This is a genomic window from Bradyrhizobium sp. LVM 105, assembly GCF_003957705.1.
Lineage (GTDB): Bacteria > Pseudomonadota > Alphaproteobacteria > Rhizobiales > Xanthobacteraceae > Bradyrhizobium > Bradyrhizobium frederickii.
In genome coordinates, this window is the sequence record NZ_QZMV01000004.1 from 275995 (window position 1) to 298871 (window position 22877).

General features: G+C 63.6%; 30 protein-coding genes. 13 read left to right on the top strand and 17 right to left on the bottom strand.

Going from position 1 to position 22877, the window contains the following annotated elements:
- The first annotated feature begins 48 nt into the window (after window positions 1–48).
- Window positions 49–1194 (top strand): tRNA guanosine(34) transglycosylase Tgt, encoded by a 1146-nt coding sequence (gene tgt, locus D6B98_RS13760; protein WP_135171215.1) that lies wholly within the window; start codon window positions 49–51, stop codon window positions 1192–1194.
- A 1-nt stretch (window position 1195) separates the two neighbouring features.
- Here tgt and D6B98_RS13765 read toward each other — a convergent pair whose 3' ends face one another.
- Window positions 1196–1414, bottom strand: a complete 219-nt coding sequence (locus D6B98_RS13765; RefSeq protein WP_126257541.1) for a hypothetical protein — start codon at window positions 1412–1414, stop codon at window positions 1196–1198.
- A 222-nt stretch (window positions 1415–1636) separates the two neighbouring features.
- Here D6B98_RS13765 and cysK point away from each other — a divergent pair, with 222 nt between their 5' ends.
- Window positions 1637–2614, top strand: a complete 978-nt coding sequence (gene cysK, locus D6B98_RS13770) for a cysteine synthase A (RefSeq protein WP_126257542.1) — start codon at window positions 1637–1639, stop codon at window positions 2612–2614.
- A 3-nt stretch (window positions 2615–2617) separates the two neighbouring features.
- On the top strand, window positions 2618–2860 hold the full coding sequence (locus tag D6B98_RS13775; protein ID WP_126257543.1) for a BrnA antitoxin family protein: 243 nt from the start codon (window positions 2618–2620) through the stop codon (window positions 2858–2860).
- A gap of 141 nt (window positions 2861–3001) precedes the next feature.
- Here D6B98_RS13775 and D6B98_RS13780 read toward each other — a convergent pair whose 3' ends face one another.
- Both D6B98_RS13780 and D6B98_RS13785 read right to left on the bottom strand, forming a co-directional pair.
- A complete protein-coding gene (locus tag D6B98_RS13780; protein ID WP_126257544.1) occupies window positions 3002–4432 on the bottom strand; it encodes a caspase family protein in 1431 nt (476 codons plus the stop codon).
- Between the two features lie 201 nt (window positions 4433–4633).
- Window positions 4634–5509 (bottom strand): DMT family transporter, encoded by an 876-nt coding sequence (locus tag D6B98_RS13785; protein ID WP_126257545.1) that lies wholly within the window; start codon window positions 5507–5509, stop codon window positions 4634–4636.
- A 251-nt stretch (window positions 5510–5760) separates the two neighbouring features.
- Between D6B98_RS13785 and D6B98_RS13790 the strand changes: the two genes are divergently transcribed.
- On the top strand, window positions 5761–6159 hold the full coding sequence (locus D6B98_RS13790; RefSeq protein ID WP_126257546.1) for a RidA family protein: 399 nt from the start codon (window positions 5761–5763) through the stop codon (window positions 6157–6159).
- Window positions 6160–6209: 50 nt separating this feature from the next.
- Here the strand turns inward: D6B98_RS13790 and D6B98_RS13795 are convergent, their stop codons facing one another.
- The 3 genes from D6B98_RS13795 to D6B98_RS13805 all read right to left on the bottom strand — a co-directional run bounded on the left by D6B98_RS13795 (window position 6210) and on the right by D6B98_RS13805 (window position 7834).
- Window positions 6210–6755 (bottom strand): hypothetical protein, encoded by a 546-nt coding sequence (locus tag D6B98_RS13795; protein ID WP_164718584.1) that lies wholly within the window; start codon window positions 6753–6755, stop codon window positions 6210–6212.
- Window positions 6700–7050: a hypothetical protein gene (locus D6B98_RS13800; RefSeq protein ID WP_100174819.1), complete on the bottom strand. Its 351-nt coding sequence runs from the start codon at window positions 7048–7050 to the stop codon at window positions 6700–6702. Before D6B98_RS13800 ends, D6B98_RS13795 begins: the two co-directional genes overlap by 56 nt.
- 196 nt (window positions 7051–7246) lie before the next feature.
- Complete coding sequence (locus tag D6B98_RS13805) at window positions 7247–7834, bottom strand: formyltransferase family protein (RefSeq protein ID WP_126257548.1); 588 nt, start codon at window positions 7832–7834, stop codon at window positions 7247–7249.
- Between the two features lie 545 nt (window positions 7835–8379).
- Between D6B98_RS13805 and D6B98_RS13810 the strand changes: the two genes are divergently transcribed.
- A complete protein-coding gene (locus D6B98_RS13810; protein ID WP_126257549.1) occupies window positions 8380–8598 on the top strand; it encodes a hypothetical protein in 219 nt (72 codons plus the stop codon).
- Window positions 8599–8754: 156 nt separating this feature from the next.
- On the opposite strand, the gene D6B98_RS13815 is transcribed toward D6B98_RS13810, so the two are convergent.
- Together D6B98_RS13815 and D6B98_RS13820 are read right to left on the bottom strand one after the other, a co-directional pair.
- Window positions 8755–9057 (bottom strand): hypothetical protein, encoded by a 303-nt coding sequence (locus D6B98_RS13815; RefSeq protein WP_028136298.1) that lies wholly within the window; start codon window positions 9055–9057, stop codon window positions 8755–8757.
- Between the two features lie 146 nt (window positions 9058–9203).
- Entirely contained in the window at window positions 9204–9431 is a 228-nt protein-coding gene (locus D6B98_RS13820; RefSeq protein WP_126257550.1) for a hypothetical protein, read from the bottom strand.
- Between the two features lie 277 nt (window positions 9432–9708).
- On the opposite strand from D6B98_RS13820, the gene D6B98_RS13825 reads away from it, so the two are divergent.
- Together D6B98_RS13825 and D6B98_RS13830 are read left to right on the top strand one after the other, a co-directional pair.
- Complete coding sequence (locus tag D6B98_RS13825) at window positions 9709–10788, top strand: AI-2E family transporter (protein ID WP_235885214.1); 1080 nt, start codon at window positions 9709–9711, stop codon at window positions 10786–10788.
- A 107-nt stretch (window positions 10789–10895) separates the two neighbouring features.
- A complete protein-coding gene (locus D6B98_RS13830; protein ID WP_126257552.1) occupies window positions 10896–11288 on the top strand; it encodes an NUDIX hydrolase in 393 nt (130 codons plus the stop codon).
- Window position 11289: 1 nt separating this feature from the next.
- Here the strand turns inward: D6B98_RS13830 and D6B98_RS13835 are convergent, their stop codons facing one another.
- From D6B98_RS13835 to D6B98_RS41410, 3 genes are all read right to left on the bottom strand, one after another.
- Complete coding sequence (locus D6B98_RS13835; RefSeq protein ID WP_126257553.1) at window positions 11290–11574, bottom strand: hypothetical protein; 285 nt, start codon at window positions 11572–11574, stop codon at window positions 11290–11292.
- Window positions 11575–11734: 160 nt separating this feature from the next.
- Window positions 11735–11971: a hypothetical protein gene (locus tag D6B98_RS13840; RefSeq protein ID WP_126257554.1), complete on the bottom strand. Its 237-nt coding sequence runs from the start codon at window positions 11969–11971 to the stop codon at window positions 11735–11737.
- Window positions 11972–12607: 636 nt separating this feature from the next.
- Complete coding sequence (locus tag D6B98_RS41410; protein WP_283805925.1) at window positions 12608–12742, bottom strand: hypothetical protein; 135 nt, start codon at window positions 12740–12742, stop codon at window positions 12608–12610.
- A gap of 25 nt (window positions 12743–12767) precedes the next feature.
- Between D6B98_RS41410 and D6B98_RS13845 the strand changes: the two genes are divergently transcribed.
- Entirely contained in the window at window positions 12768–15872 is a 3105-nt protein-coding gene (locus D6B98_RS13845; protein ID WP_164718629.1) for a DEAD/DEAH box helicase, read from the top strand.
- Window positions 15873–16309: 437 nt separating this feature from the next.
- Complete coding sequence (locus D6B98_RS13850) at window positions 16310–16990, top strand: hypothetical protein (protein WP_164718585.1); 681 nt, start codon at window positions 16310–16312, stop codon at window positions 16988–16990.
- A 63-nt stretch (window positions 16991–17053) separates the two neighbouring features.
- Here D6B98_RS13850 and D6B98_RS13855 read toward each other — a convergent pair whose 3' ends face one another.
- The 5 genes from D6B98_RS13855 to D6B98_RS13865 form a co-directional block, all read right to left on the bottom strand.
- Entirely contained in the window at window positions 17054–17296 is a 243-nt protein-coding gene (locus D6B98_RS13855) for a hypothetical protein (protein ID WP_126257557.1), read from the bottom strand.
- A gap of 218 nt (window positions 17297–17514) precedes the next feature.
- Window positions 17515–17685, bottom strand: a complete 171-nt coding sequence (locus D6B98_RS39825) for a hypothetical protein (RefSeq protein WP_164718586.1) — start codon at window positions 17683–17685, stop codon at window positions 17515–17517.
- A 623-nt stretch (window positions 17686–18308) separates the two neighbouring features.
- The gene (locus tag D6B98_RS41935; protein ID WP_430644604.1) at window positions 18309–18569 is read right to left on the bottom strand and encodes a DUF7662 domain-containing protein; all 261 of its coding nucleotides are present in this window, start codon (window positions 18567–18569) and stop codon (window positions 18309–18311) included.
- Between the two features lie 36 nt (window positions 18570–18605).
- Window positions 18606–18911, bottom strand: coding sequence for a hypothetical protein (locus D6B98_RS13860; protein ID WP_126257558.1), 306 nt, complete (start codon window positions 18909–18911; stop codon window positions 18606–18608).
- A gap of 194 nt (window positions 18912–19105) precedes the next feature.
- On the bottom strand, window positions 19106–19471 hold the full coding sequence (locus D6B98_RS13865; protein ID WP_126257559.1) for a hypothetical protein: 366 nt from the start codon (window positions 19469–19471) through the stop codon (window positions 19106–19108).
- A 544-nt stretch (window positions 19472–20015) separates the two neighbouring features.
- Between D6B98_RS13865 and D6B98_RS39830 the strand changes: the two genes are divergently transcribed.
- Entirely contained in the window at window positions 20016–20180 is a 165-nt protein-coding gene (locus D6B98_RS39830) for a hypothetical protein (RefSeq protein ID WP_164718587.1), read from the top strand.
- An 897-nt stretch (window positions 20181–21077) separates the two neighbouring features.
- Here the strand turns inward: D6B98_RS39830 and D6B98_RS13870 are convergent.
- Window positions 21078–21356 (bottom strand): hypothetical protein, encoded by a 279-nt coding sequence (locus D6B98_RS13870; RefSeq protein WP_126257560.1) that lies wholly within the window; start codon window positions 21354–21356, stop codon window positions 21078–21080.
- On the opposite strand from D6B98_RS13870, the gene D6B98_RS13875 reads away from it, so the two are divergent.
- From D6B98_RS13875 to D6B98_RS13880, 3 genes are all read left to right on the top strand, one after another.
- Window positions 21355–21585, top strand: a complete 231-nt coding sequence (locus D6B98_RS13875; RefSeq protein WP_126257561.1) for a hypothetical protein — start codon at window positions 21355–21357, stop codon at window positions 21583–21585. The genes D6B98_RS13870 and D6B98_RS13875 overlap by 2 nt on opposite strands.
- Window positions 21586–21798: 213 nt before the next feature.
- The gene (locus D6B98_RS40840; RefSeq protein ID WP_245481360.1) at window positions 21799–22011 is read left to right on the top strand and encodes a hypothetical protein; all 213 of its coding nucleotides are present in this window, start codon (window positions 21799–21801) and stop codon (window positions 22009–22011) included.
- A complete protein-coding gene (locus tag D6B98_RS13880) occupies window positions 22008–22874 on the top strand; it encodes a serine hydrolase domain-containing protein (protein WP_245481361.1) in 867 nt (288 codons plus the stop codon). The genes D6B98_RS40840 and D6B98_RS13880 overlap by 4 nt, the downstream gene beginning before the upstream one ends.
- The last annotated feature ends 3 nt before the right edge of the window (window positions 22875–22877 follow it).

Genomic DNA, 22877 nt, shown 5'->3' on the forward strand with positions numbered 1-22877 from the left:
GGGTTGAGCGGGTTGATCGACTTGCTCCGACACGCAATAAGCACCGCCATGAATCCCGACAATGATCTTCCCAATCACTTTGAGTTGCTCGCCACCGATGGCGCCGCGCGCACCGGGCGCCTGACCACACCTCACGGCGTGGTGCGGACGCCGGCCTTCATGCCGGTCGGCACCGCCGGCGCCATGAAGGGCATGCACTGGCGCGAGGTGCGCGATGCCGGTGCCGACATCGTGCTCGGCAACACCTATCACCTGATGCTGCGCCCGACCGCCGAGCGGATCGCGGCGCTCGGCGGCTTGCAGCTTTTCACCGGCTGGAACGGGCCGATGCTGACGGATTCCGGCGGCTTCCAGGTGATGTCGCTGTCGGACCTGCGCAAGGTCACCGAGAACGCCGTCACCTTCCGCTCGCATATCGACGGCGCCAAGGTCGAGCTGTCGCCGGAGCGCTCGATCGAGGTGCAGCGCTTGCTCGGCTCCGACATCGCCATGCAGATGGACGAGTGCGTGCGGCTGCCGGCCGAGCACGCCGACATCGAGCGCGCGATGCAATTGTCGCTGCGCTGGGCCGAGCGCTCGAAGCGCGCCTTCGAGAGCGCGCCCGACGGCTACATGCTGTTCGGCATCGTGCAGGGCGGCGACGTCCCCCGGCTTCGTCACGCGAGTGCGCAAGGCCTGGTCGAGATCGGCTTCCATGGCTATGCGATCGGCGGCCTTGCCGTCGGCGAGCCGCAGGAGGTGATGCTGGCGATGATCGACGAGACCGCGCCGGTGCTGCCGAAACAGCGCCCGCGCTATCTGATGGGCGTCGGCACGCCCGACGACATCCTCGAAGCCGTGAAGCGCGGCATCGACATGTTCGACTGCGTGATGCCGACGCGCAACGGCCGCCACGGCGTCGCCTTCACGCGTTTCGGCCAGGTGAATTTGCGCAATGCACGCCACGCCGACGATCCGCGTCCGCTGGATGAGGAGAGCTCATGGCCGTCGACGCGCAACTGCGCGCGCGCCTATCTGCACCATCTCGTCAAGGCGGGCGAGACGCTAGGGGCGATGCTGCTGTCCGAAATCAATATCGCCTACTACCAGTTCCTGATGCAGGGCATCAGAGACGCGATCGCGGGCGGAACGTTTGAGGAGTTCTATCGGCGTACGCGCGAGGGCTGGGCGAGGGGCGACATCGCCCCACGCTAGCTCAGTTGCACACGAAGCGTTGCTTCACGGCATGCTTGGTCACGAAGCCATAGCCGCAATTATCGCAGGTCCAGAGATAGCTGATCATGTGGTCCGAGACGTAGGCGGATGCTTCGGCGGCGACCATGGAGTCGGCACAGACAGGACAGGTGGGCAATTCGCTGCAACGCGGATCGCGGTTCGGCGCGACGGTCGACAACACTTCAGCAATTGCTGACATCGTGGTGACCTCCCTGCTTTAAGACGTAAGTCTAACATAAGCAGAAACGGTTGACGAGGTCGCAACACAAATGCGTTGGTTTTCTGATCTTCGCCGCTCACGTGATTTTGCGATGCAGCGTATTTAACATGTGCCGCATTGCCGCTTGCGTGTCGCCGCAAGCTGTCTGTAACTGCGCAATGCCGCGATAGAAGAGCAGATTGTCGCCACAGGGAGTTCATCATGGACGCATCGTCCAACACGGGTGCAGCGCACCAAGCCGGCCGCGGCCGGATCTATGACTCGATCGTCGAGGCCTTCGGCAATACGCCGATCGTGCGCTTGCGTCGGCTGCCGGGCATGCACGGCGTGAATGCGACGATTTTGGCAAAACTTGAATATTTCAATCCTGCCGCAAGCGTGAAGGACCGCATCGGCGCGGCCATGATCGTCGCGATGGAAAAGGCCGGCATCGTCAAGCCCGACACCGTGCTGATCGAGCCGACCTCCGGCAATACCGGCATCGCGCTCGCCTTCGTGGCGGCGTCGCGCGGCTACCGCCTCAAGCTGGTGATGCCGGAATCGATGTCGATCGAGCGGCGCAAGATGCTGGCTTTTCTCGGCGCCGAACTGGTGCTGACGCCGGCGGCGCAAGGCATGAAGGGCGCGATCGCCGCCGCCGAGGAGCTGTTGAAGACGACGCCGAACTCGGTGATGCCGCAGCAGTTCAAGAACCTCGCCAATCCCGAGGTGCACCGCCGCACCACCGCGGAAGAGATCTGGAACGACACCGCCGGCAACATCGACTTCTTCGTCGCCGGTGTCGGCACCGGCGGCACGATCACCGGCGTCGGCCAGGTGCTCAAGCCACGCAAGGCCGGCTTGCGCGTAGTCGCGGTCGAGCCGGAGGAGAGCCCGGTGCTGTCGGGCGGACAGCATACCCCGCACAAGATTCAGGGCATCGGCGCCGGCTTCATCCCCGACATCCTCGACCGCGCCGTGATCGACGAGATCGTCAAGATCAACTCGACGACCGCCATCGAGACCGCGCGCGCGCTGGCGCGGCATGAGGGCATTCCCGGCGGCATCTCCTCGGGAGCTGCGATTGCGGCCGCGCTGCAGATCGGCAAGCGGCCGGACGCTGCGGGAAAAACCATCCTGGCGATCGTGCCGTCCTTCTCCGAGCGGTATCTTTCGACGGCTTTGTTTGAAGGAATCTAGGACATGGCGGAGCAACCACCGAGGCGGCCGCGCACACTGGGCGATGCCAGGACGGAAGCAGAGGCAGCGTTCAAGAAGGTGACGGCCAAGGTCGCCGTGGCGCCGCCTAAACAGACGGCTGTTCCCGGCGTCAAGGAGCAGGTCACGTTGCGCATCGATCAGGACGTGCTGGAGTTCTTCCAGGAGGGTGGCCCCGGCTGGCAGGATCGCATCAACGAGGCGCTGCGAAAGGCCGCGGGGAAGTAGGGCTCTCTCTCGCCACGCGGCGCTGCGAGAGCGGGGCCTTCATGGTTCGAGACGGCGCTTCGCGCCTCCTCACCATGAGGATCACAAACGAAAAAGCCCGGCGTGAGCCGGGCTTTTGCATTCTGAGATCGTCGTCTCGCCTCAGCGGCGGAACATGCCGCCCATCATGCCGCCGACGACACCGCCGACGAAGGCCGCACCGGCGGCATCGCCGGGGCTGCTGCGTTGAGGGGCGGGTGCCGGCGCGCTGCTCTGGGCCGGGGCGCTGGCGGCGCGGCGGGCCGGCTTCTGGCTGGTGTCGCTCGCGGTCGCCGGGGCAGCCACGATCTCCGAGAGCAGAGCCTTGTGCTGAAGCTTGTTGAGGTAGCCTGATGAGGGATAGCCGCGCGCCGTCTGCCAGCGCTTGAGCACCGATCGCGTCTCCTCGTCGAATGCGCCGCTCTGCTTGGTGTCGAAGCCGAGCGCCGTCAGGCGACGCTGCACGTCGCGGCGCTTGGTCTTGTCGAGGCCGATCTGGTCCTCGGTGACCTGGGTGGCCTCGTCGGTGAAGGTTGCGGGATCGACGCCAGCGTTGAGGGCGCGGGTCGCGGTCGAGGGGCCGCTCTTGATGGCGGCGAGGCGTGCCAGCGCCAGCGCCTTGAACTGACCGTTCGGATAGGCGGTGAGATAGGCGTTGAGCTCTTCCGGCTTGTTGGACTCCTTCACCGAGCGCCAATATTCGAGCTCGACGCCGTCCGAGCCGGCGGTCGCAGCCGGCACCATGCCCGAAGCGGTCGGAGCCGCGTTGGCGACCTGCGTGGTCGGGGCCTGATTGAGATAGACCGAGCCGGTCAGGTTGGTGTGGCCCCAGGGCAGCTGGCCCTTGCGGGTCTCTTCATTGACCTGGGCGCGCACTGACGTCATGGCCTGCTGGATCTCGACGCCGGGCTTGGTGATGTTGTCGATCAGCGCACGCGTGAACGGGCTGTTGTTGCCCTCCTGACCATCGAGCGCGGTCTGGCCGGGACCGGTGGCGAACGCGATGAGGGTGCCTTCACCGGATTTCATCTCGGCAAGACCGCTCTGCACGTTGACGCTGCGGGTCGCGGAGTTCGACTTGATCTTGGCGGCGAACGGATTGTCGCGGCAGGCATCGAGGAAGACGAGCTTGACCTTGGCATCGCCCATGGTCTGCTCGAGCGTCAGGTCGATGTTGATGGCCGCGCCCAGCTTGACGTCCATCTCCGACTTGATGTCGGCGTCGACGGGCAGCAGGTAGTTGGTGCCGCTGACGGCGATGCCGTGGCCGGCATAGTAGAACAGCGCGATGTCGGAGCCCTGCGCCTTGCGGCCGAAATCGAGCAGCTTCTCCGTCATCTGGTCGCGGCTGAGATTGGAGCCTTCGATCACCTCGAAGCCGACATTGCGCAGCGTCGATGCCATCGCCTTGGCGTCGATCGGCGGGTTCGGCAATTGCGCGACGTTCTTGTAGGAGCCGTTGCCCACGACAAAAGCGACGCGGCGGTCAGCCTTCGCGGCACTGACCGACAGCGCCATGCACATCAGCGAGGCGAGGAGGGTGAGATAGCGCATTCTGAAATCCCCAGAATCGAATTGCAGGCAGCAACAAATTGGCAACGAACCTACACGAAGTGCCCGACCTCGCGCCACCAAAACGGCAGGACGTCCGTTTCAACCCGCTGCTGTGTGGCCGAATATGCACGGTGGAGGGTCGCTCCAACGTGATCTAAATCACACGGCCACTTCGTTTTGTCGCGCGAGGCGGCGCGAGGTTCATTGGGCGCGGGCAGGAACCGGCGGCACCGGCTTCAGATTCAGGAGATTGCCGCACAGGATCAGCGCCGCGCCGAGCACGGTCCAGCCGTCGAGCCGCTCGGAATAAAGCAGCCAGCCGGCTGTCGCAGTCAGCGGAACCCGCAGGAAATCCATGGGCACCACGATCGTCGCATCCGCGTGGCGGAGCGCACTGGCGAGGCAATAATGGGAGAAGGTGCCGCAGACCCCGATGACGAACAGCCAGCCCCATAAACGCGGCGACGGCCAGATCCACACGGCGAGCGTTGGCAGCAAGCCCACGACGGCCTGCACCACGATCATCCAGAACAGGATCGACAATGCGCTTTCGGTCCGGGTCAGCGACTTGGCCAAGATCATGGAAATGCTGAAGCCGATTGCAGCCCCGAGGGCGATCAATTGGCCCGGATTGATCTCGCTGGTGGCGGGCCGCACGATCATCACGACGCCGACGATGCCGAGCACGACAGCGGCGATCTTCCAGAGCGTCATGCGTTCGGACAGGAACGTCGCGGCCAGCACGGCGGTCCAGATCGGCATGGTGAATTCGATCGCGACGACCTGCCCGATTCCGATCAGCGTCAACGCGTAGAACCAGCCGAGCTGGGCAAAATAATGCACCCCGTTGCGAGCGAGGTGCTGGGGCAGGCGCATGGTCGCGACCGCCTTGAAGCCACCGGCGCGGGAGATGATGGGCAGCAGGAGCGCGAACCCGATCACCGAGCGCACCTCCATGATCTGGAAGACGCTCAACTCGCGCGTGGTCTCGCGCCCGGCAACCGCCATCACCAGCATCAGCGACAGCCAGCCGGCCATCCACAGTGCAGCCATCGTTTTGGACTGTGTCGCGCTCATCGGCGGTGATTGCGGGAGGATGGAATGTGAAAGGAGGGCCGGTATCGGCGACATCGCCGCCGTTTGCAACGGCCAAATCTGCGGATGCAGCGATGCAGCGGGCCGTGCTAAAGCATGATCCGGAAAAGCGCGCAGCGGTTTTCCGGAAAGATCATGCTTAAACAGCAAGCTATGGCGCGATGGCGATTCATCCTTGTCGCATCGTGCTTTAGGCATCATCGAACAACAAAAAAATCGGGAGAGCTTCGCTCATGCAGATCTTGCAGCCGGCCGAATGGAAGAAACCGCGTGGCTTTTCCCATGGTGTCGCGGTCGAGGGGCCGGGGCGCTGGGTGGTCCTGGCCGGGCAGACCGGCGGCGACGAGACCGGCAATTATGCGCCCGACCTGGCGGCACAGGTCGAAATGGCGCTGAAGCGGATCATCAAGCTGCTGGACGAGGCGGGCGCGGGTCCGGAGCACATCGTCCGCCTGACCTGGTACCTGACCAGCCGCAGCGAATATGAAGCAGCCGGTGCCGGCATTGGTGCGGCCTGGAAGGAAACGCTTGGACGCAATTTCCCGCCTTCGACACTGCTCTATATCGGCGGCCTCGCGGACGAGCGGGCCAAGGTCGAGATCGAGGTCACCGCGTTCGTGCCGGCCGCATAAAAAATCGATCCGGCGGGGCCGCCGGATCGATTGTCAGATCGAGTGCTGGCTTACTTCGACAGCGAGATGTTCGCCCCGCGGAACTGGCTGTCCGCGCGTATCGCGACGTTCTGCTTGTTGCCGCTCGTCTTCAGCGAGATGTTGGCATTGAAGCCAGCGGCAGCGGCAACCAGCTCGAAATTGCCGCCGGCGCCACGCCCCTGGAGCGATCCAGAGATGTTGCGGCTGATTTCGGACCAGCTCCCGGAAATGGCGCTGCCCTCAGCCTTGAGGCTGGCCGCAAAGTTGAACTTGTAGGCGTCGCTGGCGCAGGTCAGGGACAGCTCCATGGTGGGGCCGATCGGGGCGTACTTGGCCCGACAGCGGATCCGTTCGGTCGAGCCGTCATCCAGAGCCACCGTCCCGGCGCCACTCCAGCTGCCCGCCATTGGGGCGAACGGGCTCGACTGGGCCTTGCTTTCAGTGCCGGCGATCCCTGCCGCAAACAAAACGGCGGCCGCGATCAGCAGCCGCCGGCTCCGGGCGCGAGCCTCGATTGGTTTATTGGCGCGATGCTTCCCATCGCCCGCTGCACGGTATGCCTGCAGATGCTCCATTCCACTTCCCCGATCCGGCGTTGCCGTTGAGTTGACCGTTGGCATATGCACCATTGATCGAAACTTTCACAAGACCCCCGCTGCCGATGGTGCCGGAAACGTTAGCGCCGGGCGCAGTGATCTTGCCGTCGGCAACCGTCAGCATGGAACTCGCGGTGGGTTCGCAGGAGCCGCTCTTGGTCACGATCGTGACCTGCCAGTTGCCGTCATAAGGCGTCTGGGCAAAGGCGGAAGCGGCGAGGGTGCCGGTGAAAACTGAAGCGGCACAGAACACCGCAATGCGAGCAAAACGCATAAATCCGTCCTTGAATGTGTCTGATATGCTGTCGCTTATCTGGACCAAATGTGACGGAAATTTGTTGCGATGCCAAATCGAAAATTGTTCCTGTGGGAACAATAGTTTATTTGCGTTTTCGGCTGCGATTTTCCAAGCGGAATCAATGCGGCTTCACGTTAAGGGTAAACGTCAGGAGCGAACTCTTGGACGGGCTTCACGAAAGGCTTGGCGCGGAGGTCGCGAACTGCTCGTCCTGAGTCTTGGCGGGCAGCGCCTTGTGCACCTTGGCGTAGTCGATCACATCGGCCAGGAGCTTGAGGCCGAGGGGGGCCAGCGCGCGCTCCCAGAGCTCTCGCGCCGTCTCGCCCTTCTTGACGAAGCACCAGTCCTGGGCGGCGATGGCGCCGGCGTCCATGCGGTCGGCGAGGTGATAGATCGTGCCGCCGGCGATCGGATCGCCTTCCTTGATGGTCCATTCCACGGCGGCCTTGCCGCGATGACGCGGCAGTAGCGAGGGGTGATAGCCGATCCCGCCGAGCCTGGCGGCGGCGAGCGCGTCCTTGCCGATCCGGGCGTGGCTGTGCGCCGTGATGATCAGATCGGTATCGGGGGCAATCTCGGAGGCTATCACCAGCTTCGGGTTGGCCTGCACCACGACCTCGATGCCGGCTGCCTTGGCGGCCGCGGCGAGGCGATCCTCGGAGTCGGCCACCACGACCCGGACGATCGAAACGCCGTGCTCCCGGAGCATGTTCAGGGTTGTCACGCCGAAATGGCGGGAGCCGACGAGGGTAATGCGCATGGGTATCCGATCCGATCTCGCAACTGCGTCATCCCCGATAACACGTCCGGACGCCCTGTCACCACCCGCGCAGCGTTTGCGTGGGTTATCAACAATACGCCGAGGGCGCGGGCTGCGATGGACGCCATGATTGCGCAGCCAGCCGTTCCGGTGCCGCCATGGCGGGCGCAGATCGCGGCGCACTTGCTTCCGCGTCGCCGATGAGCGTTGCTGCAAGGCCACGGCGGGACGGCAAGCGTCCGATAAGTGGGTTTCTGTGTTTCGTTTTTAACAGAAGGACGCTGGGCGGGCTGATAAGATTGGGCGGACCGGGGCTGGCGACATTTCAACCCGCATCCGTTTTTAAACCCGGCTTGGGCCGCTGGCGCAATCGTCAGCGGCCTTTTTTAGTGCCGCGTATTACGAAAATCACGGAACGGTAACGCGATCTCAACCAGCCCGGCGTATCGACTAATCCGTCGCGGATTTGTATTGCGTACCGCGACACCGAAAATGTCCCGCCGGCGCGGGTGCGCCGTGCGGGCCTTTTCGCCGGGACAAATTTCATGCCGCGCGCAATTGAGCAGATTGTCGACAGCTATGTGCGGCTGAAGAACCGCCGTGGGCTCGACGAGCTGATGATGCACAGGCAGCGGCTCGCGGTCGAGCTGAAGAGCAGGTCCGGCTATGATTTCAGCCTGCCGATCGGCCAGATCGACGAGGAGATCGCGATCATCGAGGCCGGCCTCAGCCGGCTCAAGGCCGATAATTCCACGGCGGACTAGCGGGGTCTGCGAGGCAAGGCTACGGGTCGCCGCCGCGCCCGCTGTCCGCACCGCTACGATGACAATTACTCGCAGGGACAATGCTATCGAAGCGGCGCTCGCGCGCCCGGCATGCAGCAGCGCCAGCTGATCGCGGGCCGAGGCGCTTGTCGTCGTTCAATCGCGCCGGCCGCCGTCGATCACTGTGAACAATGGCCGCGCCGGGGTCGGCTCGACCAGCAATTCCTCCACCAGCGCGGTTGCCGCGTCGACATATTTGCGTGTCGGCTTGTCGAGAGGGCGCCTGGCCTCATCGTCGAGCGCGACCTTTGCGGCTTCGACCAGCTTGCGCATGCGCGCCGCATGGTCGTCGCCCGCCGTCAGCGTCGCGCGCGCCAGCGAGCGCAGCACGAACAGCTCGCCCTCGAGGCGGAGCAGGCGGTCGTTGAGCCTGGTCAGGACGGCGTTGAGATCGGCCATGATTTTGATGGTTCGGCGCGAGGGATCCGTTCTGATCTAGCGGCGATCGGTGAACGGAGTCCAAATGGCGCCGCTGCAATTCGGCCTATCCTCCCGCCCGTCGCGGGCGACCGCGCGGCGCAATCAAAGATGCGCGCGTGGGCCGCCTACCATTCCACGTCCGCCCAGCGCCTTCCGAACACGGGTGGCCGCGTTTTCACGGCTTGCCAGCCGAAGAAATGATGCTTGCCGGACCAGGCATGCACTACGCCGCTGCAGATGCTGCATTTGAAGTGGCCGGCGTGGGCTTCGCTGTGTTCCTCCCTGGTCGCGGTGTAGTTCATGCCGCAACCCGCACAGGTGAATTCTTCGATCGTCCAGATGCTGTTGGCCATTGCACGGAATGCTTTTTGGTGACCCCGATCCACGGTAGCCGCGGGCGTTTGCAGCGGCGTAAACCGGCGCCCGGGAATCCGGTTAACGGGCGTTAGCCAAGGCCGGCCGGCGTCGGGGGCGGCCGCGGTCGCGGATTGGCGGAATGGCCCGATGTGTTCCCAATCGCGGGGCCGACCGGTTCCAGTCGCCTTGACGCCGGATGCGTTGCTGGCAATAACGGCTGGGCCGCGCAAGCACCGGAAGTTTTGCGTTCATGCCGCAAGGAAAGCAGTGCCCGTGAAAAGTCTCCGTCAGCTCCTGACCGGAGAAGACGTCATCCAGCTCGTGATCCGGCTCGGCCTGCTCGCCCTGCTGATCATCTGGACCTTCCTGATCATCCGCCCGTTCGTGCCGATCCTGGCCTGGAGCGGCGTGCTCGCGGTTGCGTTCTATCCGGCCTTCAGCTGGGTCGCCAAAGCCCTCGGTGGCCGGCCCAAGACCGCAGCCGCGATCCTGACCATGATCACGCTCGGCATCGTCATCGGCCCGGCGACCTGGCTCGGCATCAGCGCGGTGGACGGCGTGCGCGAGCTGGCACAGCAGCTCGGCACCGGCGATCTGGCGCTTCAGGCTGCGCCCGAGCAGATCAAATCATGGCCGCTGGTCGGCCCCTGGCTCTACGAGCTCTGGGACCAGGCCTACACCAACGTTCGCGCGCTGGTGCGCGAGGTGGCGCCGTATCTCCAGCCGCTGGCGGGCCCGCTGCTGTCGCTTGCCGGCGATGCCGGCGTCGGCACGCTCCAGTTCCTGGTCTCGGTGTTCGTGGCCGGCTTCCTGTTTCCGCATGGGCCGAGGCTGGTCGCGGCCGGCCGCGGCTTCCTGTTTCGCATCGTACCGGAGCAGACCGAGCATTTCCTGTCGCTCGCGGGTGCGACCATCCGCGCCGTGGCGCAGGGCGTGATCGGTGTGGCGATCGTGCAGGCGCTGCTCGCCGGCATCGGCTTCAAGCTCGCCGCCGTGCCGAGCGCCGGCCTTTTGGCCTTCATCGTGCTGCTGCTCTCGATCGTGCAGATCGGCGCGTTCCTCGTGCTGCTGCCGGTGATCATCTGGATCTGGACCGCCAAGGACGTCACCACGGCGCTGCTGCTCACCGTGTTTCTCGTCCTCGTCGGCTTCATCGACACCATGTTGAAACCGCTCGTCATGGGGCGCGGCCTGACCACGCCGACCATCGTGATCTTCGTCGGCGTGATCGGCGGCACGCTCGCCCACGGCATCGTCGGCCTGTTCATCGGACCGATCATCCTGTCGGTGGCCTGGGAGATGATGATGGCCTGGATCAGGACCGAGGACCGGGCAGGGGCGGGCAAGGACTGATCTCGCAGCCGACGGGCCGTGCCGCGCCGGGACAAAGCATGCTGCGAACTTGTCTGTTCCACTAGACAAGTTACGATCGGAACGATTCTGTTTCAACCACGGCAGCAATGGCGAAGTCTTCCAAGCTGGTTGCCGCAAGGCGCGGCAAGGTACTGTTGGTCAGACGCCGGTCGGACGGCCTGTGGATGTTTCCGGGCGGCCGCAAGCGTGCGCGCGAGTCCGCCAAGGATTGCCTGCGGCGGGAGATCAGGGAGGAGCTGCCCAAGCTGAAGCTCGGCAGGATCAGTCTCTGGAAAGAAGTGAAAACCAGGAACAAGCGCTCCGGCCGCAAGATGAGCGACGCGATCTTCATTGCCAAGAGGGCCAAAGGCAGGCTGGCGATTGGCGACAAGAAGGAGATCGACCGCGCCGCCTGGCAGAAGCCGCGCGGCATCCGTCTGACAGCCACCTCGCGCTACATCCGCGACCGCCTGTTTCCGAGGAAGCAGAAGCGGAAGTGAGCTAGTCCTCGCGTCCGGCCGATCGCGTCCGTCCGGCGAACGCTCTCGACTGCGCCGCGCGCGGCCCCGGAGCGGCCAGTCTGGCTGCACCGGCTTCCCGCATCTCCTTGCGGGCTTTGCGCGCATTGCGCATCGCGCGCTTGATGAAGGGATGCTGGGAATCCTCGGCGAAGAACAGCACCACTTCGCAAGTCGGGCATTGCCTGGAATAGCCGTCCTGCAACCGCCCGGCGCGATCGCGAAACACGCTCTTGCAGCGCGTGCACTGAATCTGGACCGAACTCATGTGCGGACAACAATGACTTTGAAAAAATGGAATATTCAGCTGATCCCAAATGTCTGAAGAAAGCTTGAACGGCATCGCGGCGGATGTCGTAGAACGCGCGCGGCCTTCGGCCGACCGCGGCCGGCGTCGGGAAAACCCGGTTCGAGCGGCAAGCTGGCCGCTATTGACCGGCTGCCATCGTGTCCAGGCAGTGGGTGAGAAAAGCGGTGCGATCCCTGGGCAGCACTTTCTCGAGATCCGCCTTCAGCGCGCATTCGCGCTGGCGCAGCTGCTCGGCCCGTCGCTTCTCGGCTGCCTCGCGATATTCCGGAGCAACCTTGCTCGGATCGACCAGCGGCTGCGAGCGGGCGGGTGCCATAGCAAGCAGCGCGATGGCGATGAAAAGGAATGGTTTCAAATGAGCCTCCGTAAAAGGCGGCATCCTAGCGCGCGGCGCGTGCGCGCTCAAATGCGGTATCCCGCTCCGGCGTGATTGAACGGGTCGAACGTTCAGGCCATCCCGGCGAATCTTTCGGGGGCGGCGATGGAACGACTTGGCGTGGCAGGCGTCGAATCCTGGCTCGCGGCCCAACCCCAAGCCCCCCAAAAGCCCCGGGCCGTGAGAGAAAACCTTCCCCACAAAGGTTGGCGACCTCAGGGCCTCCGCGCTGAGGTCGTTTGTTTGCCGCAAGATGTGAACCAGGTCACAAGCGCGCGCTGAAATCGCTGCTATGAAGACGTCATTGCTTGACCAATTTATTTGAACGAAACGCCCCAGCGTGGCTCCAAGCGCTGGGGTTTTTCGTTTCTCTCCGTGCGCGGAATGGTTACAATCGCGCCAAGCGTCGCATCGACAGACGCAGCTCCCGCGCCGCGCCAGTTCCGTTCCACCGGTCGATCAGCAAGCCCTTGTGTCGGGATCGTTGCGCCGTGCCGAACGTTGCTCCCAGGCGTGCGTTCGCGGGGCAAATCTCATATGCATGGCGCGAAGTCGCCGAATCGGAATGAGGGCGGCTGGCGTTCAGTTGACGACGGTTTACGACCAGAAACGGATTCAAGTGAGGCTTACCAAGAAGGCGCGGGTGGCCAAGAGGTCGCCGAAGAAGACGTTGCCGAGCAGGACGTCGACAAGCAAGGCGTTGCCAAACAGGACGTCGCCAAGGACGAGCAAGGCGGTGCAGCGCGCCACGATCTCGTCGTCGTCGCCGCTCGGGGTGCTGGCTCTCCACCTGCTTGCCCAGTGGAAGCAGTCCGGACCCGGCGGCATCGTTTTTCTCGCCGAGAACGAGAACAGGGCGGAGCGGCTGGGCAGCGTCATTCACGCGCTCGACCCCGCATGCGAGGTCCTGGTGTTTCCGCGCCTGAACACCTTGCCGTTCGATCAGCTCGAGCCGTCGCACGAGCTCGCGGGGCGTAGAGCCTCCGTGCTGAGGCGCCTCGCGAAATCCAAGAAGCCGCTGTTTCTCGTCTCGACGGCGGAAGCGGTGATGGAGCGCCTGCCGCCCCCGGCGAGCCTGGCGCGCCTCAGCCTGAGCTTGAAGGTCGGCGGCCCGTTCTCCGAGCGCGAGCTCGAGACGCGTCTCGAAGCCCTCGGATACGATCTCGACGACGAGCCGGATTATCCCGGCGGGGCGCTGTTCCACGGCCAGACCTTCGAGATCTTTCCCGCGGGCGCGCTGGGGCCGTTCCGGATCGAGCATTCGGATCGTGCGATCAAGCGGATCGTGGCGTTCGATCCGAACGAGCACAGGATCATCTTCGAGACCAGGGAGCTTCTCGTCGATCCCATGTCGGAGCGGCTTGGCCTTGCCGGCAAAGGCGGCAGGCGCGCGAGCCTGTTCGAATATTGCGGACGCGCCAAATGGATCGCCGACGCAGGCGTCCCGGCGCACGCCGACGGCTGGCTCGATACGATCGAGGAGGCCGCGCCGCGCGCCGAGCGCGAGCGCGAATATCTCGGACGGCGGGATTGGAAGCAGCTCTCCAGGGGCATGAAGGTGCTGCCGCGCGCGGCGTCCTTCCAGACCATCCCGGAGTTTTCGAAGCTGACATCCGCCAGGAAGGCGCTGCGTGCTTTCGTCGAGGAGACGCGGCGGGCGGGTTCGCGCCTGATCCTCGCCGCGGCGCAGGAGGACGACCTGCGCGTGATGGAGCGCATGAGCGGCCTCAAGGCGCCGCGCTGCGAGGACTGGGACGAGGCGGCGAGCGCGCGGAGCGGCGAGGCGGCGCTGCTGGCCGATCTCGATGCGGGCTTTGTCGTGCCGGGCAGAAAGCCTCTCGTCGTCGTGACGGCCTCCGACGTGCTCGGCAGCCGGGCGCATCATGCGCAGCCGATGGCGCGGGCCTGGAGCACGGCGTTCGACCATGCCGACGTGCCCGAGCAGGGCACGGTGGTGATCCATCTCCAGCGCGGTCTCGGCGTGCTTGACGGCCTGCAGACCGTCAACACCGGCGGTGGCGGCTTGCGGGAGATGATCCGCCTGAAGTTCGCCGGCGACAATGCGGTGCTGGTGCCGCCGTCCGATCTTGCCTTGATGTGGCCTTACGCGGCCGAGCTCGGCAAGCTCTCGCTCGACAAGGCGGACGGCAGCACATGGTGGGCCCGCCGCACCGAAGCGGAGCGCGAGATCCAGGCCGCCGGCAGGGCGCTCGCCAAGCACATCAGCCAGCGCCGCCGGCGGCGCGGCGAAAAGCTGGTGCCGCCGGGATCGGCCTACGAGAAGTTCGTCGCGCGCTTCCCTTACTTCACGACGATCGACCAGGCCAAGGCGATCCACGACGTGCTGGACGATCTCGCCTCCGGTCATCCCATGGACCGCGTGATCTGCGGCGACGTCGGATTCGGCAAGACCGAGGTGGCGCTGCGGGCGGCGGCGGCCGTGGTGCTTTCGGGCAAGCAGGTGGCGGTCGCGGTGCCGACGACGGTGCTGGCGCGCCAGCACGTCGCGACCTTCCAGAAGCGTTTTGCCCCGTTCGGCATCGAGGTCGGCAACCTGTCGCGCGCAACCTCGGGCGCGGAGCTGCGCGAAACGAGAGAGGGGCTGCGCAGCGGCCGGATCAAGGTGGTGATCGGCACGCAGGCACTCACCGGCAAGGACATCAGGTTCGACGATCTCGGCCTCGTCATCATCGACGAGGAGCAGCATTTTGGCGCGGCCGAGAAGGCCAAGCTCGCCGGCCTCGCCAAGAATGTCCATGTGCTGATGATGAGCGCGACGCCGATCCCGCGCACGCTCGCCGCCGGTCTTGCCGGCTTCCGCGACCTCAGCGTGATCGCCTCGCCTCCGGTGCACCGGCTGCCGGTCGCGACCCGGATCGCGCCGCTGTCGGATGCCGCGATCGCCTCGGCACTCTTGCGCGAGCAGCGCCGTCACGGCCAGAGCTTCCTGATCTGTCCGCGCATCCAGGATCTCGATCCGATGCTGGCGCGGGTACAGGCGGTGGCGCCGGACCTGCGCATCGTCTGCCTGCACGGCCGCTTGGCCGCGGACGAGATCGACGACCGCATGATGAGCTTCGTCGAGGGCAGGGCCGACGTCTTGCTCGCGACCAACATCGTCGAGAGCGGCCTCGACATTCCCCGTGCCAACACCATCGTGGTCTGCTGGCCGGAGAAGTTCGGCCTCGCCCAGCTGCATCAGCTGCGCGGGCGCGTCGGCCGCAGCGGCATCCGCGCCTTCGCCCATCTGCTGACCGAGACGCAATCCGGACAATCCGAGAAGCGCCTGGCCGTGCTCGAGGAGTTCAGCCGGCCCGGCGCGGGCTTTGCCATCAGCGAGCGCGACCTCGACCTGCGAGGCGCAGGCGACCTGTTTTCCGAGCAGCAATCCGGCCATGTCCAGGTGTTCGGGCCGGTGCTCTACAGTCACCTCCTCAAGATGGCTTCGGAGAAGCTCGACGAGGGGCAGGCGGTGTGGGTGCCGGACCTGAACCTGCCGCTCGGTGAAGTGCTGCCCGAGAGCTACGTGCAGTCCGAGCCGGTCCGGCTCGAGCTCTATGCCCGCGCCGCACGTTGCACGGATGAGGACGACCTCGAAGACCTCGAGGAGGAAACCGCCCGCCGCTTCGGACCCTTACCGAAGGTCGCGCGCGACTTCTTCGCCGCGGCGAGGCTCAGGATCGAATGCAAGCGCAGAGGCATCGTCCGCCTCGACGTCGGCCCGGAAGCTGCGGCCGCGACGTTCCTGCCCGGACGCCTGCGGAAGTCGCGGGGCAAGTCGCTGCAGCGCGCCGGCGACCGCGTGGTCTATCACGCCAAGATGCAGGACACCCCGTTCGAGCGGGTGGAGGAGCTGTTCGAGCTGCTGGACGAGGGCTGAGGCGGCCTTCAAAACGCGAAAACAACCCCATGCACAGTAGCTAAGTGCTGCTCGCACAAAGCTTTTTGAATCGGCGAAAAGCCGGCCGCAACCACCTGAGCGCACGCCTCGTCCTTCGAGACGCCCGCTTGCGCAGGCTCCTCAGGATGAGGCTAAGCAGCATCGGCGCTCGTCGAAACGATCGCGGCGCACCCGGTCCTCATCCTGAGGGCCCGCAAACGGCGGGCGTCTCGAAGGATGGCCACAGGCGAAATCGCTCCCAGCGACTGCCCCCGTACTCGAACGGAGGCGCCGGGCCCGTCAGCCACCTCCGCCGCTAACGTGGAATTAATCCGAAATGCTCACAATTCTAGGCAGTTGTGTAAGGGTGCTGCGTACACGGACTCGTCGCGAGGACGTTCCAGGGGCGGCTTCCTGTTGCTCGCTCATTGGGGTCCATGCACGTGACCACGACATTCGAAACGGCAAGCTTTGCCGAAGAGCTCGACGCCGCAGCCCTTGCAGCCGCCGCGGCAGGGCACGAACCCGAAATGCCCGAAGCTTCGGAGCCGGCCAAGCGGCCCCGCCGGAAATCGATCCTGGCGCTTTCGGTGTGTGCCCTGGCCATCAACGGCGCGGCCGCCATCTACACGTCGCCGGCCGATCTTTCGTCGCTGAACCTCGGCAGCCTGGCTGACCTGCTGCCGCGCCAGGAAGCGTCCGCGCCAAAGCCGGATCCGGTCGTCGCGGCCCTGAAGGACATTCAGGCAGCCCAGCAGCAACACACCGCCTTGCTCCAGCAGAACAATCAGGCCGCGGATCAGAACTCGGTTCTGCTGCAGCAGGATTCAATGCTGCTGCTGTCGCTGCGACAGAGCATCACGGACGAACGGGTCGATGTGAAGAAGATCTCGTCGCAGCTGTCGACGCTGATTGCGAAGATCGACTCGCTGCAGAGCACGGTGATGTCGGACGTCACCTCGTCCGTCCGAAGAGCGCATGCGCGCTATGGACTGTCCGCCGCGATGCGCAAGCGGATGGTGCGGGAGACGAAGCCCGTGGGCCCCGTGGGGCCGGTAGGGCCGGTGTCGGTTGGCGGCGCGCCGCTGAGCGTGCCGGCTGCGGCGCCGGAGAGCTGACGTCACGTCAAGCTGATCAGCCCCGTCGACGGCCGCGCTGGTCCGGCGCGCCGCGTCCGCGCGTCACTTCAAGGCGTGATCGATCTTGTGTCCCAAATGACCGGTGTCGTGATCACGGCGCAGCTGGCTCAGCGACGTCTCGTTGAGCTGGGCCAGGACCTCGCTGAGCTGCGTCGCATCGGGATACCCGGCCGCAAAACTCTTGCCGTAGATCTTGCGCAACGTGCCGACCAGCGTGTTGCCGTGCTTCTTGCTGATCCCGCCATCCTTGTCGCGGTGGCGACCATCCAGGCCCGGTTCCTTCATGCGTCTCTCCCGTGCGGCGTCTGAAGCGCCTGGAGAGAGCCTGCGCCCAAACCGGTGGACTGGCAATGGCACCGCGCGTCCGACGACGGCAAGCCAATGTCACGGAAAGAGCGCGCACCTAGCTCGGCAGCCTGTGAAGCCGCGAAGCAACGCAGCGCTGGCTGAAAATGCCCGTCGAACGTCGGCCGAGGCGGATAGCGGCAGGCGATCGCTCGGAACTAGGCGGCCTGCTCTTCAAACGAGGTGTAGACGCGGCCGCTGGGATCGACGACCCGAACGTCCCAGCACCCGTCCTCGACCAGCTCCTTGGCCTTCTTGAGGGCGGCGGCGAGTGAAGCCCGCTTCAGGCTGACGACGCCCGCCGTGTCGAAGCCGTTGATTTCAAACATGCCGCGCCTCCGATTTTGCTGAATCCTACACCTTTCCGGCCCGTTGTCTTCCGGCTTTTTGGGGGCAGGCTGCCTGGAGCCGCCACGGATGCGACGCAATGGCAGGTGCGGTAGTTGAGAGCACTGCGCACCGCAGCGCGCTAGCTCGGCTCTCCCGGCCTTAATCGAGCGGGATGGTGTCTACCCGCAGACACGGACGGCACTGGTAGGCATGCACTGCCGGTAGCGTGAAGATGGCCGGGAGCGTGGCCAAGAACGCCATCGGCCGTCTGCACTTGGAGCAGATCAGAACGGGCGGACTGTCTTTCGCTGCGCAGATCATCGCCAAAATGCCGGGAAGGGAAGGGCACAATAGGCGCATGCTGCGGGGAGTTCATCTCGGGGCGACTACTGGACTCTATCGGAAATTGGCGGATTCCTGCGACAAAGCGGCGCCGGCGGCAGCAACCGCACGACCTGTCAGACAGAGCGGCAGCGCGGCGAATATTCTCGTCGTTGAATGGCGCAGCCTAACGGCTGCATGGACAAGGGCATGTTCAGTTCCTCCCACTCCGCGGCCTCTGTGGATGGCTCCGATAATCGATCGCGGATCGGGGGCGAGAGGCCGAGGTGCTCGTCGACGATCATTGGTGCTCCACGCCAGAACGATAGAATTCGACGATGCGGTGCTTCATTGATACCCGGACATCAAAGCCTGCGGACAACCACGCCTTCGCTTGTGGGCTTCTGCCATTTAGTGTGCTCCACCAGCTAGTGAATCTATAAGCCGACCTCGGCAGAGGCTTTCCCAATATCGATTCAACCTCAGCAAAGGTTAGCCGAAGTCTTGGACAGTTCTCCGTTAGCAATCTCTCGCGGAGGGGGCTGTAAATCGAGATTGGCATTGGCGAGCGTTATGGGAGTAATATTGACCAGGATTGTCACTGCGCCTTTTGACCGAGATCTCTCAAGAGCGCGTGGAGAAAGTCGCTGGCATGGTCATAATGTACGCCGTCATTCGCGATTTGACGGGCGCGCGGCTCCAGTATGCGACCGGCGGTTTCAGAGCCAAGCAGTTCAGCTCCTTCCGACCATTGCTCCAGCAATCTATCGGGAATGTCTTCAGCCGATCCAAACAGCTTCAATAAGCGATGTTCGCCATCGTGCTTGTGGTCGTGATGTGCTTTCGCTGCATAAAAAGCGAACAACCCACGAAAGGCATCACGGGAAACGGCAGGCTTTGCCATCGCAATGTCCCCCAATAAAATCGGCGGTATAATTCCAGAAATCTGGATCGTCGGCAAAACAAAAGCTAGGGGAAAATTTAATCGCGGCTCCGAAAATTGAATCGCGGCTCTGAAGATTTAATCACGGCCCTGAAAAGGAAGGTCAATAGAGCTGACGTTGACGCCTTCTCGCGGATCCGCGTCGATGCTCAACGTTATTTGCCGGCGCTCCGCAACGGCAGCGCGAGCTGAACATCGAAACCTCTCGTCGCATGGGCGGCAATGAAAGCCTGCAGCGCGGACGAGACGTCGGCGTCAGAATCGGCTGCGCGCCGGGCGAGCGCGTCGGCGACCTCGGAGGTGGCGTCCCGTGACCAGCCTTCGCCCGGATTGAAGCACACAATCCGGGCGGGGTAGGCGTATTGACCGGAGAGAATGTGCTGCAGGACGGTTTCGAGATCTGTATCGGCTTCGTCCGTCTCGCGCCAAGCGCAGCCGGCACGCGCGCCAATGTCCTCAAGCACCAAGTAAATGTCACGGTCGAGACGATCGGCCGGCACGATCGAGGGTGAGGAACGCATACGCAAACTCCGATATTGCGCTTGGCAGAGAGACGGCCCCGGCTGCAGGGGGGCTTTTGGGGTAGGCCGGGGCCGCTCCGCCAGCTCGGCGGCGAGCCGGCAGCGATTCAAGCATCAGGACGCCCAGGTGTTCCTTGGAGGTGTTCCTTGAGGTGTTCCTTGGAAAACCCGCGCGCAGGATGCCTCTCACTGGGTTCGCCTTGCAATTGTGCCAACCTCGTGGCGTAATGCTGAGATTGCCGGGATCGTTTTGTACTCTTGTCATTGTTATTTTATGAGGTCGTGATGAGTATTTCCGATCGGACTTCCTATCTTGCTGTCGCCTTGCACCAACGTATCGCATTTCTAGAAAGTCAGATTGCAGAATTGGGCCTCTTGCGAACTCGATTAATGCAAGCAGAGTTGCGCCGCCGACGCTCAAGGTCGCGCGGGAAGTCTGCGGAATCGAGCAGAGTAGATAACCTTCTGCACTCAACGAACCACTAGTTGCCAGCTCCCCCCTTGTAGCCCCAAGCTATAGACGATTCGTGAGTCGGGGGGATTCATGGAACGAAGGCCGTTCGAAAGCATGTCGATTGAAGAGCTGTGGCAACTCCACAGTGTCGTCAATGACATTCTTGCCACGAGACTCGTGGCCAAGAAGGAAGAACTGGAGAGGCGGCTTGCGTTTCTCAACCGCGAAGACAAGACCCCTCGCGGCCAGCATTGAGTGAGAGGTGGTGGCTCAGTAGGCCGCCCGTGCCGGCCGGCGCGTTCGTGGGGTTGGTCGCATCGCTGCCACCGCGCATGCTGGCGGGACCCTTACGCTGGCAACGTGGCGTGCCGCGCCGATCGTGCGGAACGTCGCGGCAAGAGCCGCAGGATCTGTCTTGAGGCAGCGCGAGAGGTCTTGCTGGCCTGGATGACTAAGTTTCGCTCAGGTGTATGATTCCCCGGGCGGAGCTTGATTCGTCATGCTGGAAAGCATCTTGGTCTTGCTGGGAATTGGAAACGCGGCAGTCCTGTTCATCGCCCTGTGGGGCGCACATAACCGCCCGCGCCTCCGTTAGCTAGCTCGCTCGTCCAGAAGATTTAGGATGGTCCGCGCTCTGTCCACGCTGGCGGGCCCGCCGGTTATGCTCCTTGGGCAAGCTCCAGAAGTCGGCAAATTAAACATTAAAAAATAAATGGCATTAAATGAATTAAATGGTGGACAAGATTTAAAGTTGGGCTAGAATGCAATTGCTTGGCGCCGGACGCACGCGTCAAGGACCTCCTGGAAGCGGCCCCATCATCCTGCCCCCCTGCTTACGCCGTTCAAAGGATGTAGGGGCCGCTTCTGGCAAATTGGGAGGCGAATCATGCAGTTCCTGTCCTTAGGTGACTTGTTTTTCATCTCCGCAGCAGCGGGTACGCTCCTACTGGTTGAGATCGGAGTCTTGATCATTGTGGGCGTGATCTGAGCAGGACGTTCTCCGGTCAATTTCAATTCAAGCGCTTCGCCGCGATCGACGTCAGGCCGGACGTCGGCGCCGCGGGCTTGTCACCAATGGTCTAATTAGCTGGCGATCCATCTGACTGGGCACCAGCTTCAATCCAGAGCGCGGCGATCGGTGGCGGCTATTGATCAATACTCGTCGCGGTAATAGCGGTGTCGCCACCGTGGGCGGTACTCCTCCCTGTAATATCGGCGCGGCTCATAGTAGGCGCGGGGTTGGCGCGCGGCTTGATACTCCGGCGGAATGACGCCGTTCGGATAACATCTTCCGTAGATATCGGTATCAAACCCGTAGCTGCACGGCCCTTCACGGACCTGAACCAGGTTGGGCGTTTCGGTCTGGTTGACTGCGGGTGTCGCGAGCTGGAGCGCAAGGACTGCAGCAGCTGCTGCACTGGACAAGGGCATGTTCAGTTCCTCCGGTGGTGTAGAGCTAAACGCCGCAGAGACGCGCGCGGTTTCCAGGGCAAGAAAATGGTTTTTCGCTCAAGCCGTCGCGGCATTCATGGTCTATTCATCACGGCGCGCGGGGAAGGCGTCGGTGATGTCGACGTCTTTCTCGTCAGACAACGCCACGCTGGCGCTTGCGCGACGACAGCAACATTTTGGCCAGGACGACGCAAGTGTGGGAGTTTGACTCACGGCAGTCAGGCCAAACGCAACGCTGGCCCCATTTCGGCGCTTGCGGACAGAAGCGGATATCGACCTGCCGACAACCCGAGATGAATCCGTCTCAATGGCCCAATGCTGACATTCGCCGGGACATGTTGATATAAGGCGATACCCCCGGATACGAGGACGTTAGGCTTTGCCAAATCGTCGCCAGATATTGTCAGGAATAGCAACAGCCGTGGGTTCGCAAATCCTGCCGGCTCGGGGGCAGCAACAGCCCACGTTTCCTTCTGACCAATTCGCCACCGAGGTAATCAGACGGCTCGATCAAGCAGTCGCCGAGCGACGTGTGTGGAATATTCACGGTCTTCTTGTTCTCAAGAACGGAGAACAGATCGTCGAGCGCTATTTCGAGGGTCAAGATCGCGCGTTGGCGATCTCGGAACGGTGAAGTTCTCGGTGGAGACGCTCCACGATCTTCGATCCTGCTCGAAGAGCATCGTGGCTTTGCTCTATGGAATCGCTCTTCAGCAAGGGAAGGTGCCGGCGCCGGAGGCGAGCCTGCTTTCCGGATTCCCGGAGTATCGTGATCTTGCCGACGAGGAACGCTCGCGCGTGACCGTCCATCATGCGCTGTCGATGACGATGGGAATGGATTGGGATGAGAGCAGCTTACCTTATGCCGATCCCCGCAACAGCGAAACCGCAATGGACAACGCTACCGACCGTTATCGTTACATACTGGAGCGACCGGTTGTCGATAGGCCTGGTGCGCGCTGGAATTATTGCGGCGGAGCGACCGCGTTGCTCGCCCGGCTGATCGCCAAGGGATCAGGCAAGTCACTGCACGACTTCGCACGCGAGGCGTTGTTCGATCCGCTCGGCCTGGGGCCGACGCAATGGGCCGCCGGGCCCGATGGTGAGCCATTCGCTGCCTCAGGCGCCCGGATGTCGGTTCGCGACCTCTCTCGGATCGGAACGCTGATGCTCTCGGGTGGGCAGCTCAACGGCCAGCAAATCGTTCCTTCGGAGTGGATCACTCGTTGCACGACGCCGGTTGTCAGTTCCGACGAGCTTCGCCGGTATGGCTATCAGTGGTTTCTCCTCGACGTGGCTTTCGGCAAGCCGAAGGGATGGGCGGCCGGGCGCCTGGAGCGTATGTGGCTGGCGCAGGGGGAAGGCGGCCAACGCTTGTTCATCATTCCTGCGTTGCAGCTCGTCATTGCCTTGACGGCTGGAAACTACGGGATGGAAGATCAGTGGATTCCGCCGACGCGCGTGCTGCGGGAAATCGTTTTGGCGAGCGTGCCTTAGCCT

Bases quoted from the DNA above. Each gene is read 5' to 3' on its own strand.
- tgt (WP_135171215.1), top strand. From the start codon at position 49: ATGAATCCCGACAATGATCTTCCCAATCACTTTGAGTTGCTCGCCACC.
- D6B98_RS13765 (WP_126257541.1), bottom strand. From the start codon at position 1,414: ATGTCAGCAATTGCTGAAGTGTTGTCGACCGTCGCGCCGAACCGCGAT.
- cysK (WP_126257542.1), top strand. From the start codon at position 1,637: ATGGACGCATCGTCCAACACGGGTGCAGCGCACCAAGCCGGCCGCGGC.
- D6B98_RS13775 (WP_126257543.1), top strand. From the start codon at position 2,618: ATGGCGGAGCAACCACCGAGGCGGCCGCGCACACTGGGCGATGCCAGG.
- D6B98_RS13780 (WP_126257544.1), bottom strand. From the start codon at position 4,432: ATGCGCTATCTCACCCTCCTCGCCTCGCTGATGTGCATGGCGCTGTCG.
- D6B98_RS13785 (WP_126257545.1), bottom strand. From the start codon at position 5,509: ATGAGCGCGACACAGTCCAAAACGATGGCTGCACTGTGGATGGCCGGC.
- D6B98_RS13790 (WP_126257546.1), top strand. From the start codon at position 5,761: ATGCAGATCTTGCAGCCGGCCGAATGGAAGAAACCGCGTGGCTTTTCC.
- D6B98_RS13795 (WP_164718584.1), bottom strand. From the start codon at position 6,755: ATGGAGCATCTGCAGGCATACCGTGCAGCGGGCGATGGGAAGCATCGC.
- D6B98_RS13800 (WP_100174819.1), bottom strand. From the start codon at position 7,050: ATGCGTTTTGCTCGCATTGCGGTGTTCTGTGCCGCTTCAGTTTTCACC.
- D6B98_RS13805 (WP_126257548.1), bottom strand. From the start codon at position 7,834: ATGCGCATTACCCTCGTCGGCTCCCGCCATTTCGGCGTGACAACCCTG.
- D6B98_RS13810 (WP_126257549.1), top strand. From the start codon at position 8,380: ATGCCGCGCGCAATTGAGCAGATTGTCGACAGCTATGTGCGGCTGAAG.
- D6B98_RS13815 (WP_028136298.1), bottom strand. From the start codon at position 9,057: ATGGCCGATCTCAACGCCGTCCTGACCAGGCTCAACGACCGCCTGCTC.
- D6B98_RS13820 (WP_126257550.1), bottom strand. From the start codon at position 9,431: ATGGCCAACAGCATCTGGACGATCGAAGAATTCACCTGTGCGGGTTGC.
- D6B98_RS13830 (WP_126257552.1), top strand. From the start codon at position 10,896: ATGGCGAAGTCTTCCAAGCTGGTTGCCGCAAGGCGCGGCAAGGTACTG.
- D6B98_RS13835 (WP_126257553.1), bottom strand. From the start codon at position 11,574: ATGAGTTCGGTCCAGATTCAGTGCACGCGCTGCAAGAGCGTGTTTCGC.
- D6B98_RS13850 (WP_164718585.1), top strand. From the start codon at position 16,310: ATGCACGTGACCACGACATTCGAAACGGCAAGCTTTGCCGAAGAGCTC.
- D6B98_RS13855 (WP_126257557.1), bottom strand. From the start codon at position 17,296: ATGAAGGAACCGGGCCTGGATGGTCGCCACCGCGACAAGGATGGCGGG.
- D6B98_RS39825 (WP_164718586.1), bottom strand. From the start codon at position 17,685: ATGTTTGAAATCAACGGCTTCGACACGGCGGGCGTCGTCAGCCTGAAG.
- D6B98_RS41935 (WP_430644604.1), bottom strand. From the start codon at position 18,569: ATGCCAATCTCGATTTACAGCCCCCTCCGCGAGAGATTGCTAACGGAG.
- D6B98_RS13860 (WP_126257558.1), bottom strand. From the start codon at position 18,911: ATGGCAAAGCCTGCCGTTTCCCGTGATGCCTTTCGTGGGTTGTTCGCT.
- D6B98_RS13865 (WP_126257559.1), bottom strand. From the start codon at position 19,471: ATGCGTTCCTCACCCTCGATCGTGCCGGCCGATCGTCTCGACCGTGAC.
- D6B98_RS39830 (WP_164718587.1), top strand. From the start codon at position 20,016: ATGGAACGAAGGCCGTTCGAAAGCATGTCGATTGAAGAGCTGTGGCAA.
- D6B98_RS13875 (WP_126257561.1), top strand. From the start codon at position 21,355: ATGTTCAGTTCCTCCGGTGGTGTAGAGCTAAACGCCGCAGAGACGCGC.
- D6B98_RS13870 (WP_126257560.1), bottom strand. From the start codon at position 21,356: ATGCCCTTGTCCAGTGCAGCAGCTGCTGCAGTCCTTGCGCTCCAGCTC.